This window comes from Pseudomonas sp. UBA6276 (genome assembly GCF_002438365.1).
Classification (GTDB): Bacteria; Pseudomonadota; Gammaproteobacteria; order Pseudomonadales; family Pseudomonadaceae; genus Aquipseudomonas; species Aquipseudomonas coleopterorum.
In genome coordinates this window covers 38,263-51,426 of record NZ_DJUS01000086.1, presented here as the reverse complement: position 1 = coordinate 51,426, position 13,164 = coordinate 38,263, and the positions used below count along the sequence as shown (strand labels likewise).

Genomic DNA, 13,164 nt, shown 5'->3' with positions numbered 1-13,164 from the left:
GCAGAGCCCGCTCCCACAGAAAGAGGCCTGTCCCACAGAAAGAGTCCTGCCCCACAAAGAGCCCGCCCCCACAGAAAGAGGCCTATCCCACAAAGAGCCCTACCCCACCCGACCCCTGCCGAACACCAGCTTGCCCCAGACCAGCCCCAGCACCGCCGCCACCGTGGAAGCGGCCAGCACGCTGAGCTTGGCCGAAGCCAGCAGGGTCGGGTCGGTGAAGGCCAGCGCGGCGATGAAGATCGACATGGTGAAACCGATCCCGGCCAGCAGGCCGACCAACCCCACCCCACTCCAGGTCACGCCCTCGGGCAGCCTGCAGATGTTCAGCTTGACCAGCAGCAGACTGGCCAGTAGCACGCCCAGCGGCTTGCCCAGCACCAGGGCGATCATCACCCCGGCGAACACGTGCTGCGACATCGCATCGCCCAGGTTCGCCCCACCGAAGCTCACCCCGGCGTTGGCCAGGGCGAACAGCGGCATGACCCCGAAAGCGACCCACAGGTGCAGGCCGACCTGAATCCGCTGCACCGGTGGCAGCACTTCGCGCTGCGCATCGCGCAGCTGCCGCAGCGGCTCGACCACCGCTTCTCGATTGTCGCTGCCAGGGGTGAAGCGCTCCATCAACTCGTTGAAGTTGCGGCGTATGACGTCCACCGGACGCTCGGCCATCGGCTTGGAGTAGACCGGCGTCAACAAGCCCAGAATCACCCCGGCAAGGGTGGGATGAACGCCCGTCTTGAGCAGGCCGAACCAGACGATCGCCCCAGGCAGCACGTAGGCAGATGCCTTGCTGATGCCCATGCGCTGGAACACCAGCACCAGCAGCACACCGGCCACGGCCACCAGCAGGCCGAGGTAGTCGAGGCTGGCGGTGTAGAACACCGCGATGATCAGAATGGCCACGATGTCGTCGATGATCGCCAAGGCCAGCAGCAGAATCCGCACGCTGGCCGGGATCGACTTGCCCAGCAACGCCAGCACGCCCACCGCAAAGGCGATATCGGTTGCGGTCGGCACCGCCCAGCCGGCGCTGGCGGCGGTGCCGTGGTTGAGCACGGTGTAGAGCAAGGCCGGCATCAGCACGCCGCCCAGTGCCGCGCCCAGGGGCAAGGTCGCCAGTTGCAGGTTGGCCAGGGCGCCGTCCTTGATTTCCTGGCGTATCTCCGCGCCCACCACCAGAAAGAAGATGGTCATCAGGCCATCGTTGACCAGAAAGTGCAGCGAGCGCGACACGCTGAAATCACCCAGCCCCAGAGTGACCTGGGTGTGCCAGAAATGCTCGTAGGACTCGGCTGCCGGGCTGTTGGCCCAGACCAGCGCAGCGATGGCGACGAGCAATAACACGATGCCGCTGACGGCCTCGATGTGGGAGAAGCGTTCAAGCGCCGCCAGGGCGCGCTCGGTGAGCTGTTGCGGGCGGGGAATGACAGGCACGGCCGGTTTGGTTTCGGACACGGGGAGTCTCCGTTGGCGGCCCGACCAACGCTGAACTTTAACCTGCGCCGTACCCTATGCAGCGGCGCACCCGCGGCGATGATAGAAAGCCTGGGGCCAAGTTGCAATGCATCATCTCAATCCGGCGGCGGGGGCGGCATCAGGGTGGCAATCAGCGCGCGGACCGTGCCCGGCAGCGCCTCGAGTTCACGCACCAGAATGCTACGCTCGCGCACTGCCCAGGGTTCGTCCAGTTCGATGGTCACCAGGCGCATGGTGCGGCTGTGCCGCAGGGCAGCCGATTCGGGAATGATGCCGATGCCCACGCCCGCCTCGACCATCCGGCAGATCGCTTCGAAGCTCGAGACCTGAATGCGCAGCGACAGCCCCTGACCGCTCCGCTCGACCTGTTCGCGCAGAAAGCTGAGCAAGGTGCTGCCCTCGTGCAGGCCAATGTGCTGGAACGCCAACGTCTGCTTGAAACCGATGCGCTTGCACCGGGCCAGCTCGTGCCCCAAGGGCACAGTGAGTACCAGCCGGTCGGTGCTGAAGTGCATCACCTGCAAACCCGCCGCCTCCACCGGCCCGGCGATGATGCCCATGTCGGTGCTGCCGTCGAGCACGCCACGCACGATGTCGCGCGACAGTCGCTCCTGCAGGTCGACACTGACACCAGGCCGTTGTGCAAGAAAACCGGCCAGCACTTCAGGCAGAAATTCCGTGACCGCCGTGGTGTTGGCAAAAATACGGATGTGCCCTGCCGAGTCGCCCCCCAGGTGGGTGAAATCAGCTTTCAGGTATTCGACCTGACGCATGATCAACCGCGCATGCACCAGCAGCTTTTGGCCCGCGGGCGTCAGTTCCACGCCACGGCTGTCGCGGTACAGCAAACGCGTCTCGAGCTGTTGCTCCAGCGCCTTGATCCGCGCGCTGGCCGCAGCCGGCGACAGGAACGCCCGGCGCGCGCCCTGGGTCAGGCTCGGCGACTCGCCGATGTGGATGAAAAGTCGCAGGTCAGCCAGGTCGAAATGCATGGTGGGATCCTACCTTCGGGCGTTCGGCAAATATGAACGCCGCCTTACGCAAATGCAAATTCACAGAATGCGTCGGGCCTCGCATCATCGCTGCACAACAACAACGCAGAGGCCCACCATGAGCGCTCCAGATTCAGCCATCGACTACAGTGCCTGGACGGGCCGCACCGAGCAGGCGCGCGATGTACTGAGCCAGAACATCGTCGAGCGCATTGCCGCGACGTTCGGCGAGCCTGCGCCGAAAGACGGCGAGCCCCTGCCGCCCTTGTGGCAGTGGTGCTTCTTCCAGGCGCCGGTCGCGGAAAGTCGATTGGGCACGGATGGGCATCCGCTGCGCGGCGGCTTTCTGCCCGCTGCGGATGACCGCAACCGCATGTGGGCCGGTGGCCGTCTCGAGTTCATCGAACCACTGACGGTCGGTTCTGCTGCCGAGCGTGTCTCCACCATCCTGCGCATCGAAGAAAAACACGGCCACACCGGCGCGTTGCTGTTCGTCACCGTACGCCACGACTACAGCCAGAACGGTCGCCTGTGCCTGCGCGAAGAGCAGGACATCGTCTACCGCGAGCCGAACCCGCCCAAGCTGACCAGTGACCCAGCGCCGGTTGCCGCGCAGTGGAGTGAAAGCGTGACGCCGACTCCGACCCTGCTGTTTCGCTACTCGGCCGTCACCTTCAATGGTCACCGGATCCATTACGACCACCCCTACGTGACCGGCACCGAAGGCTACGCCGGTCTGGTGGTGCATGGCCCGCTGATCGCCACCCTGCTGCTGCGCAGCTTCATCCACGCCAATCCCCAGGCGCGGGTGCGGCATTTCGCCTATCGAGGCGTGCGTCCCCTTACCGTACCCACCCCGTTCCAGCTCGGCGGCTGCCTGCTCGAACAGGGCAAGGCGCGCCTGTGGGCCGGCAACGAAGCCGGTGTCGCCCAGAGCGCCGATGTCGCTTTCGACACGGTCACCACCGACTCCCCACAGCCCGGCCAGTAACCGCCCACTCAACACCGACTCCGAGATCCGCACATGCCTGCCTATGACGAAGAAGACCTCAATGCCATCCGCGAAGGCGTTCGTGCCCTGTGCGCCGAATTCGACGCCGCCTACTGGCGCAAGATCGATGAAGAAAAGGGTTTTCCCGAAAGCTTCGTCAAGGCCCTCACAGATGCCGGCTGGCTCTCGGCGATGANNGCGGCTCGGGCCTGGGCCTGGCCGAAGCCTCGGTGATCCTCGAGGAAGTCAACGCCTGCGGCGGCAACTCGGGGACCGTACACGGCCAGATGTACAACATGTTCACCCTGTTGCGTCACGGCAGCGAGGCGCAGAAGCGCCACTACCTGCCCAAATTGGCCAGCGGGGAACTGCGCCTGCAATCGATGGCCGTCACGGAGCCGACCACCGGTACCGACACCACCAAGATCAAGACCACCGCCGTGCGCCAGGGCGACAAGTACGTCATCAATGGCCAGAAGGTGTGGATCTCGCGGGTGCAGCATTCGGACCTGATGATTCTCCTGGCACGCACCACGCCGTTGGCCGAAGTCACGCGCAAATCCGAAGGCATGTCGATCTTTCTGGTCGATCTGCGCGAAGCCATCGGCAAGGGCCTTACCGTTCAGCCGATCGCCAACATGGTCAACCACGAAACCAACGAGCTGTTCTTCGACAATCTCGAACTGCCCGCCGACAGCCTGATCGGTGAGGAAGGCAAGGGTTTCCGCTACATCCTCGACGGTCTCAACGCCGAGCGCACGCTGATCGCCGCCGAGTGTATCGGTGATGGTCGCTGGTTCATCGAAAAGGCCAGCGCCTACGCCCGCGACCGGGTGGTATTCGGCCGACCGATCGGCCAGAACCAGGGCGTGCAGTTCCCCATTGCCGAGGCGCACATCGAAATCGAAGCGGCTGACCTGATGCGCTGGCGCGCCTGTGAGGAATACGACAGCGGCAAGAACGCCGGCGCCAGCGCCAACATGGCCAAGTACCTGGCTGCGAAAGCGTCGTGGGAGGCCGCCAATGCCTGCCTGCAGACCCATGGCGGCTTCGGTTTTGCCTGCGAATACGACGTCGAGCGCAAGTTTCGCGAAACCCGCCTGTACCAAGTGGCGCCGATCTCCACCAACCTGATCCTGTCCTACGTGGCCGAGCATCTGCTCGAACTGCCACGCAGTTTCTGAGGGCCTGTCCATGAATGCCACACAGCGCTTGGCCCGGTTTCTCGCCGACCTGCAATACGCCGACATTCCAGAGCCCGTTCTGGCCCGCTGCGAAGACCTGTTCCTGGACTGGGTCGGCTCGGCACTGGCCAGCCAGGGTGCCCACCCCATCCCCTTGTTCGAACGCTACGCGCAGCGCATGGGGCCCGGCGACGGCCCGGCAAGAATGCTGGTCAACGGTCGCGGCACCTCGCCTTACTTTGCCGCGCTGGTCAACGGCGCCGCGTCGCACCTGGTGGAGCAGGACGACCTGCACAACAGCTCGGTGCTGCACCCTGCCACGGTGGTGTTTTCCGCCGTGCTGGCCGCGGCGCAGGAGCGTGGCAAATCGGGGCGGGAATTGCTCTTGGCATCGGTGGCCGGCTACGAAGCGGGCATCCGCATCGGCGAGTTCATGGGCCGCTCCCATTATCGAATCTTCCACACCACCGCCACGGTGGGCACCCTGGCCGCTGCAGTCGCCGTGGGCAAACTGCTGGGGTTCGACCGTGAGCAGTTCATCAACCTGCTGGGCAATGCCGGCACCCAGGCGGCCGGGCTCTGGGAATTCCTGCGCGACGCCGCCGACTCCAAGCAGTTGCACACCGCCAAGGCCGCCGCCGATGGCTTGCTCGCCGCCTACATGACCGAAGACGGCCTGACGGGTGCGCGCAATATCCTGGAAGGCGAGCAGGGTCTGGCTGCCGGCATGTCCAGCGACGCCGACGCCAGCCGTCTGGACGATCGCCTGGGCAGCCGCTGGGCACTGGCGGAAACCTCGTTCAAGTTTCACGCCTCGTGCCGCCATACCCATCCGGCCGCCGATGCCCTCCTGCACTTGATGCAGCGTGAAGGGCTGCACCACGAGCAGATCGCCAAGGTGGTCACCCGCGTGCATCAGGGCGCCATCGATGTCCTGGGCCGAGTGGTCAAGCCCAGCACGGTACACCAGGCCAAATTCTCCATGGGCGCGGTGCTGGGTTTGATCGCCGTTCATGGCAGCGCACAGCTGATCGAATTCCGTGACCTGGCGCTGACGGATGCGGCAGTCGACGGCTTCCGCCAGAAAGTCAGCATGGAGCTGGACCCCGAGGTCGATGCGGCCTACCCCGCGCGCTGGTTGGGGCGAGTCATCGTCACGACCACTGACGGCCGTATCCTGAGCGCCGCCATCGACGAGCCCAAGGGCGACCCCGGCAATACCCTGTCGCGCCCCGAACTGGAAGCCAAGTTCCTGCGCCTGCTGGCCTTTTCCGATGCACGCACACCGGCCGAAGGACAGGCGCTGATCGACCGCATCTGGCAATTACGCGACGCCCAGACCTTGACCGATTTGATCTGACCCACAGGTGACCCCATGACCGAGCTCAATCCGCGTCCGCTGGACGGCATCACCGTCATCAGCCTGGAACACGCCATCGCTGCACCCTTCTGCACCCGTCAATTAGCCGATCTGGGAGCCCGTGTGGTGAAAGTCGAACGCCCCGGCAGCGGCGACTTCGCCCGTGGTTACGACCAGCGAGTCGACGGCCTGGCCTCGCACTTCGTCTGGACCAATCGCTCCAAGGAGAGCCTGACACTGGATCTGAAACAAGCGGCCGCCGATGCCGTGCTGCACGGACTGCTGGCCAAGGCCGACGTGCTGGTACAGAACCTGGCACCGGGAGCGGCGGCGCGCATGGGACTGTCGTTCGAAGCGCTGCACGCGCGTTACCCGCGTCTGATCGTCTGCGACATCTCCGGATATGGAGAAGGCGGTCCTTACGAGAAGAAAAAAGCCTACGACCTGCTCATCCAGAGCGAAGGCGGTTTCCTCTCCGTAACCGGCGGACCCGGCGAAGAGGAGCGGGCCAAGGCCGGCTGCTCGATCGCCGACATCGCTGCCGGCATGTACGCCTACACCGGGGTGCTCTCGGCACTGATGCTGCGCGACAAGACCGGCGTCGGCAGCCGCATCGACGTGTCGATGCTGGAAAGCCTGGTGGAATGGATGGGCTACCCGCTGTACTACGCCTACAACGGCGCGCCACCACCGGCCCGCGCCGGCGCGGCGCACTCGACCATCTACCCCTACGGCCCCTTCCCCACCGGCGAAGGTGGCACGGTGATGCTCGGCCTGCAGAACGAGCGCGAATGGGCGCTGTTCTGCGAGAAGGTACTGCTCGATCCGACGCTGGCCGCCGACCCGCGTTTTTCCAGCAACTTCGAGCGCTCACGTCACCGCGATCAACTGCGGCAGATCATCGTCGACAGCTTTGCGACGTTGTCGGTCGAGCAGGTGCTGGAGCGCCTGGACACCGCGCAGATCGCCAACGCCCGGGTCAACGACATGGCTGGCGTCTGGGCGCATCCGCAACTGGCCGCGCGCGACCGTTGGCGCCAGGTGGACAGCCCGTCCGGCAAGCTCCCTGCCCTGCTGCCGCCGGCCAGCAACGCGGCGTTCGCACCGCGCATGGATGCGGTCCCCGACCTGGGCCAGCACACCGCAGGCATTCTTGACGAGCTGGGTTATTCAGCCGAACAGCAGACGCACATGGCGGCAGCCGGCGTGATCTGATCCGTCTGCCACCGCCTCCACCGGGAACCATGAACCATGCCGATACCTACCCTTCGCTCGGCTCTGTTCGTGCCGGGCAGCCGCCCCGAACGGTTCGCCAAAGCCTTGGCCGCAGGCGCCGATGCGGTGATCGTCGATTTCGAAGACGCCGTCGAAGAGGTCCTCAAGCGCCAGGCGCGGGAGCATCTTGCCCAGTTTCTGCAGCAGACCGACACGGCCCGCGTATGGGTTCGGGTGAACGCCCCCGGGCATGCCGAACACGCCAGCGACCTGGCTTTCTGCGCCAGCCACCCAGGTGTCGTCGGGGTCGTGTTGCCCAAGGCCGAAACCTGCGCCCAACTGACCACGGCGAGCCAGGCCGGCAAGCCGCTGTGGCCGATCATCGAAAGCGCCCGGGGTGTGCTGGCGCTGGAGTCCATCGCCAACGGCCCCGGCGTCGAACGGCTGTGTTTCGGCAGCCTGGACCTGGCCCTGGATCTGGGCCTGAACAATGGCACGCCATCGGCAGAAGCCTTTCTCGACCAAAGCCGCATGAGCGTGCAGCTGCATTCGCGCGCTGCCAACCTGCTGCCGCCACTGGACGGGGTGTTTGCCGTCCTTGATGACGCGCCGGGGTTGCAGCGCGCCATCGAGCACGCGCGCAACCTGGGCTACGGCGGCGCACTGTGCATCCATCCGCGTCAGGTGGCGGTGATTCATGCGGCACTGGCGCCCAGCGTCCAGGATCTGGAATGGGCCCGTGCCGTACTGGCGGCCAGCACCGCCGCCGGGGGTGCGGGCGCTTTCCGGTTCGACGGCCAGATGGTCGATGCGCCGGTGTTGCAGCGCGCCAGGCGTTTGCTCGACGCCCTGCAGGGCTAGGCCTGTACTGAAGCGTTCGGTAATGCCGAACGCCGGCTTACGCAAATACAGATTTTCGGCACGGCGTCGATTGAGCCATCCTCAAACTGAAAAACGCCTACGCTGCAAAGGGCCGGTTGGTTCGGTAAAACCGCCCTGAATGGATTGTCCTACAACAATAACAAGGTGATCTCCATGTTCAAGCTGACCCAGGCGCTGCTGTGCGCCGCCGCCGTTTCGATGGCAACCCTGGCCCAGGCCGCCGATCCCGTCGTCATCAAGTTCGCCCATGTGGTGGCAGAGAACACGCCCAAAGGCCAGGGCGCGCTGATGTTCCAGAAACTGGTGGCCGCCGATCCCAAGCTCAAGGACAAGGTGAAGGTGGAGGTCTATCCCAACTCCTCGCTGTTCGGCGATGGCAAGGAGATGGAGGCGCTGCTGTTGGGCGACGTGCAGATGCTTGCGCCATCACTGGCCAAGTTCGAGCATTACACCAAGCAGGTGCAGATCTTCGACCTGCCGTTCCTGTTCGATGACCTGGCTGCAGTCGACCGTTTCCAGCAAGGGCCCCAGGGCAAGGCGCTGCTGACCTCCATGGACGACAAGGGCATCCACGGTCTGGCCTACTGGCACAACGGCCTCAAGCAGCTGTCGGCGAACAAGAAGGTCATCCTGCCCAAGGATGCCCGTGGCCTGAAATTCCGCGTCCAGGCGTCGAGCGTACTCGAAGAGCAATTCAAGGCGATACGTGCCAACCCCCGCAAGATGAGCTTCGCCGAGGTCTATCAGGGCCTGCAGACCGGCACCGTGAATGGCACCGAGAACACCTGGTCCAACTACGAGAGCCAGAAGGTCCACGAAGTGCAGCCCTTTTTCACCGAGACCAACCACGGCCTGATCGACTACATGGTCATCACCAATTCCAAGTTCTGGAACGGCCTGCCCGACGATGTCCGTGGCGAGCTGCAAACGCTGATGGACCAGGTCACCGTCGAGGTCAACAAGCAAGCCGAAGCGCTGAACCAGACCGCGCGGCAGAAGATCATCGACGCCAAGACCAGCGAGATCGACCCACTCACTGCCGAGCAACGCCAACAATGGCGCGAAGCGATGCGCCCGGTGTGGGACAAGTTCTCCGAGCAGATCGGCCCCGACCTGATCAAGGCCGCCGAAGCCTCCAACAAAGCCTCGTGAGGGGCTGACCTGTCCCCTGCACTGGCTTGGCTACGGCCGCCAGTGAAGCATGCGCGGCTGCCCGCTCGCCGGCGGCCGCTCTCTCGACGCTCGGAGAATTCCTATGCAATCGCTCAGGCAAGTCTGGGAGCACTTCGAGGAAGGCATGATCGCCTTCCTGCTGGCTGCCATGACGCTGGTGACGTTCGTCTACGTCGCGCTGAACAACCTCTACACGATGTTCTACACCCTCAGCGACAAATGGGCGTGGAGCAGCGACCTGTTCGCCGGCATCGGTGACCACCTGATGGGTTACGCCCAGGAAATGACCTGGAGCATCGCCTTGACCAAGGCGCTGTTCGGCTGGTTGATCTTCTTCGGTATCGCCTACGGCGTGCGTACCGCAGGCCACCTGGGAGTCGACGTGCTGGTGAAGAAAACCAGCAAGCCTGCGCAGCGCATTCTGGCGATGATCGCCTGCGGCTGCTGCCTGGTGTACGCCGGCCTGTTTCTGATCGCCAGCATCAAGTGGGTGTCGGCGGTGCTGGTCGCCGGCATCGGCGCCGAGGACCTGGATCGCTACGGCATCCAGATCGGCCATATCGCACTCATCGTGCCGATCGGCTTCGCCCTGATCATCGCCCGCTACCTGGAAATCATGTACCGCATCTATACCCATCGGCAGACCGGACTGGGCCTGGCCGACGAAGCGGCAGAAGCCAGCAAACTGGCCAACCCTGGCGAGGAGCACCGCTGATGACCGTTATCTGTCTGTTCCTGCTGCTGTTCGTGTTCATGTTTCTGGGCGTGCCCATCGCTATCTCCCTGGGCCTCTCCGGCGCGGTATCCATTCTGCTGTTCAGTCAGGACTCGCTGAGTTCGCTGGCGATCAAGTTGTTCGAGACCTCGGACAGCTACACCTTTCTGGCGATACCGTTTTTCCTGTTGTCCGGCGCCTTCATGACCACCGGCGGCGTCGCGCAACGGCTGATCGACTTCGCCAACGCCTGCGTCGGTCACATTCGCGGTGGCCTGGCGATTGCCGCCGTGCTGGCGTGCATGCTGTTCGCCGCCCTCTCCGGCTCCTCGCCAGCCACCGTCGCAGCAGTCGGCTCGATTGCCGTAGCCGGCATGGTGCGCTCCGGCTACCCCCGAGAATTCGGCGCCGGCATCATCTGCAACGCCGGTACCCTGGGCATTCTGATCCCGCCCTCGATCGTGATGGTAGTGTATTCGGCGGCCACCGAAACCTCGGTGGGCAAGCTGTTCATGGCCGGTGTCATTCCGGGCATTCTGCTGGGCGTGATCCTGATGGTGGTGATCTACATCGTCGCCCGGATCAAGAAACTCCCAGCCCAGCCACGCGCTACCTTCCGTGAATGGCTGACCACCGCACGCCGCGCCTTCTGGGGCCTGCTGTTGCTGGTGATCATTCTGGGCGGCATCTACAGCGGCATGTTCACCCCCACCGAAGCGGCCGCCGTAGCGGCGGTGTACTCGGCGTTCATCGCCCTGTTCGTCTACAAGGACATGCGCCTGGCCGAGTGCCCGAAGGTACTGCTCGAATCCGGCCGCCTGACTATCATGCTGCTGTTCATCATCGCCAATGCCATGCTCTTCGCCCATGTGCTGACCACCGAACAGATTCCCCAGCAGATCACCAACTGGGTGCTGTCGGAAGGACTGACGCCGCTGGGCTTCCTGATCATGGTCAACATCGTGCTGCTGGTGGCAGGCAGCTTCATGGAGCCCTCGGCGATCATCCTGATCCTGGCACCGATCTTCTTCCCTATCGCCATGGAGCTGGGTATCGACCCGATTCACCTCGGCATCGTCATGGTGGTCAACATGGAAATCGGCCTGGTGCATCCGCCGGTGGGCCTGAACCTGTTCGTGACCTCGGCGGTAACGGGCCTGACCCTGGGCCAGACCATCCGCGCCGCCCTGCCCTGGCTGTCGATCCTGCTGATGTTTCTGCTGCTGGTCACCTACGTGCCGTTTCTTTCCCTGGCTTTGCCCAACTGGCTGGGCATGCCGTAACGGCCCGGGCCCACCGAGCCGCTTTGGAGTTCGGTGGGCCAGGATCAGGAACCGAGCAGTGCGCTCTGCAATTCGCTGGAAGCAGCATAAAGCGGCACGTGACCGCGCATCAGAATCTGCGTACTGCGGCGGTAGGCCGCACTGCGGATCTGCAGTTGCCCATCGGTCAGCGCCGCGACCACCGTGGTGTCCAGACGCCCCGCAGGGTTTTCGATGCTGACGTGGATGTCCGCGAATGTCGCTCCGGGAGCGGCGATGTCACGGGCTACCTGGTGCGCGGTGGTGCCTGGGATCAGGCATGCTGCTGCCAGGCAGCAGCCGCCGGACACCGCCATGGAGGCATGACCGGTCTGCGGGGTGAAGTAGCGTACGGCGATATGACCGCCCTCGCGCGGCGCGCCGACGATGCAGATCTTGGGGATGGTTTCGCTGCGCGCCAGCTCGTCGCGGGTCATGGGCACACCGTCCTTGCGGCGTAACCCCATTTTCAATCCGGCCTCGGTCCACAGTGTGCGCAAGGTAGCCATGAAGGCCGCATCCGCCGCGAGCGATGCGACGGGTTCGTGCCCGGTCTTGCCCAGGCTGCGCGCATCGACGATGACCATCGGCACCGCCACATCGACGCAGGAGACCTCGATGCCAGCCACGTGGTCGACGACCGCGCCGGTCGGCAGCAAGGCACCGGTCTTGTTGCCGACCGGCGCCTGGAGAAACAGGTCCACGGCGGGGTAGTCACCCATCACGCCAGGAATCTGCGCCTTGACGAAATGTCCCTGCTCGTCGCACTGCATGCGCGCCGTCGTGACCACGCCTGTGTTGGTGTTGCGGATATCGACTTCGCACAAGCCGCCGACCGGGGCTTGGAGCAGTCCGACATCCAGCGCCCACAGCAGCAGCGCGCTGGACATGTTGCCGCAATTCACGCTCCAGTCGATCTCGGCATGGTCACTGGCCAGTTGCGCGAGGGTGCTGACCAGACGGACCTGGCCGTCCACGCGTTCGGTGTTCATCACGAACACCTTGTTACTGGTCGCCGGACCGCGGCCCAGACCGGTGATCTGGCGGTTGCCGGAATGGCTGCCTGCCGCAGGCACCCCCATCAACTGGCGCAGCAGTTGCTCACGCAGAACCGTATCGGTCGGCAGCAACGGCTCCCACAGGACTACACCGGTTGAGGTACCGCCGCGCATGTAATGCACCGGCACCTCGACCGAGCCGAGCCAACGTCGAGCGTGCCAGCCCGGCGCAAGTCCAGGGCTGGTGGAGGTAAGGTCGTTCATCAGCTACTCCTGTGAGTCGGGCAGCACCGCGGGGCTCACGGACTCATCAGCTCGCGGACCCTGGACGCCAGCGTGTCCATGGCGAACGGCTTGGTCAACACCTGCATGTCGGGCCCCAGGTAACCATTGCCGATCGCTGCGTTTTCCGCATAGCCGGTAATGAACAGCACCTTGAGCTCAGGCCGCACCTCACGCCCGGCGTCGGCCATCTGCCGACCGTTCATGCCGCCGGGCAACCCGACGTCGGTGATCAGCAGATCGATACGCACGTCCGATTGCAGCAGCTTGAGGCCTGCCAGGCTGTCGGCCGCCTCGATCAAGGTGTAGCCCAGATCGCCCAGCACGTCGGTCAAGAGCATGCGCACGGTCGGCTCATCGTCGACGATCAGAATGGTTTCCCCGGCATGTGCTGCGGCGGCCAGGGATTCGCGGGTTTCCGGTATCTCGTCATCGACCTCGCCGTAATAGCGCGGCAGGTAGATGCGCAAGGTGGTGCCCTCGCCCACTTCCGAATAGATCCGCACCTGGCCGCCCGACTGCTTGGCGAAGCCGTAGATCATCGACAAGCCCAGCCCGGTGCCCTGACCGATAGGCTTGGTGGTGAAGAACGGAT

11 protein-coding genes and 1 pseudogene are annotated in these 13,164 nt (G+C 64.5%); 8 read left to right on the top strand and 4 right to left on the bottom strand.

From position 1 onward, the window contains the following. Positions 1–99 precede the first annotated feature (99 nt). The gene (nhaA, locus tag B2V21_RS10335) at positions 100–1,455 is read right to left on the bottom strand and encodes a Na+/H+ antiporter NhaA (protein WP_286916793.1); all 1,356 of its coding nucleotides are present in this window, start codon (positions 1,453–1,455) and stop codon (positions 100–102) included. Positions 1,456–1,571: 116 nt separating this feature from the next. Further along, complete coding sequence (locus tag B2V21_RS10330) at positions 1,572–2,468, bottom strand: LysR family transcriptional regulator (RefSeq protein ID WP_134721449.1); 897 nt, start codon at positions 2,466–2,468, stop codon at positions 1,572–1,574. Between the two features lie 118 nt (positions 2,469–2,586). Here B2V21_RS10330 and B2V21_RS10325 point away from each other — a divergent pair, with 118 nt between their 5' ends. The 8 genes and pseudogenes from B2V21_RS10325 (at position 2,587) to dctM (ending at position 11,271) form a co-directional block, all read left to right on the top strand. Continuing rightward, a complete protein-coding gene (locus B2V21_RS10325) occupies positions 2,587–3,459 on the top strand; it encodes an FAS1-like dehydratase domain-containing protein (protein WP_286916792.1) in 873 nt (290 codons plus the stop codon). A 33-nt stretch (positions 3,460–3,492) separates the two neighbouring features. Then, positions 3,493–4,643, top strand: a pseudogene (locus B2V21_RS10320) (acyl-CoA dehydrogenase family protein). Between the two features lie 10 nt (positions 4,644–4,653). Further along, positions 4,654–6,003: an MmgE/PrpD family protein gene (locus tag B2V21_RS10315; protein ID WP_286916791.1), complete on the top strand. Its 1,350-nt coding sequence runs from the start codon at positions 4,654–4,656 to the stop codon at positions 6,001–6,003. 15 nt (positions 6,004–6,018) lie between these two features. Then, positions 6,019–7,218, top strand: coding sequence for a CaiB/BaiF CoA transferase family protein (locus B2V21_RS10310; protein WP_282347387.1), 1,200 nt, complete (start codon positions 6,019–6,021; stop codon positions 7,216–7,218). A 36-nt stretch (positions 7,219–7,254) separates the two neighbouring features. After that, a complete protein-coding gene (locus B2V21_RS10305) occupies positions 7,255–8,079 on the top strand; it encodes an HpcH/HpaI aldolase/citrate lyase family protein (RefSeq protein WP_282347385.1) in 825 nt (274 codons plus the stop codon). A gap of 174 nt (positions 8,080–8,253) precedes the next feature. Beyond that, complete coding sequence (locus B2V21_RS10300) at positions 8,254–9,252, top strand: TRAP transporter substrate-binding protein (protein WP_049861365.1); 999 nt, start codon at positions 8,254–8,256, stop codon at positions 9,250–9,252. 103 nt (positions 9,253–9,355) lie between these two features. Continuing rightward, a complete protein-coding gene (locus B2V21_RS10295) occupies positions 9,356–9,988 on the top strand; it encodes a TRAP transporter small permease (RefSeq protein ID WP_049861341.1) in 633 nt (210 codons plus the stop codon). After that, positions 9,988–11,271 (top strand): C4-dicarboxylate TRAP transporter large permease protein DctM, encoded by a 1,284-nt coding sequence (gene dctM, locus B2V21_RS10290; protein WP_043187778.1) that lies wholly within the window; start codon positions 9,988–9,990, stop codon positions 11,269–11,271. The genes B2V21_RS10295 and dctM overlap by 1 nt, the downstream gene beginning before the upstream one ends. Positions 11,272–11,315: 44 nt before the next feature. On the opposite strand, the gene B2V21_RS10285 is transcribed toward dctM, so the two are convergent. After that, positions 11,316–12,551: a PrpF domain-containing protein gene (locus B2V21_RS10285; RefSeq protein ID WP_286916790.1), complete on the bottom strand. Its 1,236-nt coding sequence runs from the start codon at positions 12,549–12,551 to the stop codon at positions 11,316–11,318. 35 nt (positions 12,552–12,586) lie between these two features. Further along, positions 12,587–13,164, bottom strand: a 578-nt coding sequence (locus tag B2V21_RS10280; RefSeq protein ID WP_286916789.1) for a response regulator, incomplete at its 5' end; no start/stop codon positions are given.

Coding starts and splice junctions, on each gene's coding strand:
- B2V21_RS10330 (WP_134721449.1), bottom strand. CDS start 2,468: ATGCATTTCGACCTGGCTGACCTGCGACTTTTCATCCACATCGGCGAG.
- B2V21_RS10325 (WP_286916792.1), top strand. CDS start 2,587: ATGAGCGCTCCAGATTCAGCCATCGACTACAGTGCCTGGACGGGCCGC.
- B2V21_RS10315 (WP_286916791.1), top strand. CDS start 4,654: ATGAATGCCACACAGCGCTTGGCCCGGTTTCTCGCCGACCTGCAATAC.
- B2V21_RS10310 (WP_282347387.1), top strand. CDS start 6,019: ATGACCGAGCTCAATCCGCGTCCGCTGGACGGCATCACCGTCATCAGC.
- B2V21_RS10305 (WP_282347385.1), top strand. CDS start 7,255: ATGCCGATACCTACCCTTCGCTCGGCTCTGTTCGTGCCGGGCAGCCGC.
- B2V21_RS10300 (WP_049861365.1), top strand. CDS start 8,254: ATGTTCAAGCTGACCCAGGCGCTGCTGTGCGCCGCCGCCGTTTCGATG.
- B2V21_RS10295 (WP_049861341.1), top strand. CDS start 9,356: ATGCAATCGCTCAGGCAAGTCTGGGAGCACTTCGAGGAAGGCATGATC.
- dctM (WP_043187778.1), top strand. CDS start 9,988: ATGACCGTTATCTGTCTGTTCCTGCTGCTGTTCGTGTTCATGTTTCTG.
- B2V21_RS10285 (WP_286916790.1), bottom strand. CDS start 12,551: ATGAACGACCTTACCTCCACCAGCCCTGGACTTGCGCCGGGCTGGCAC.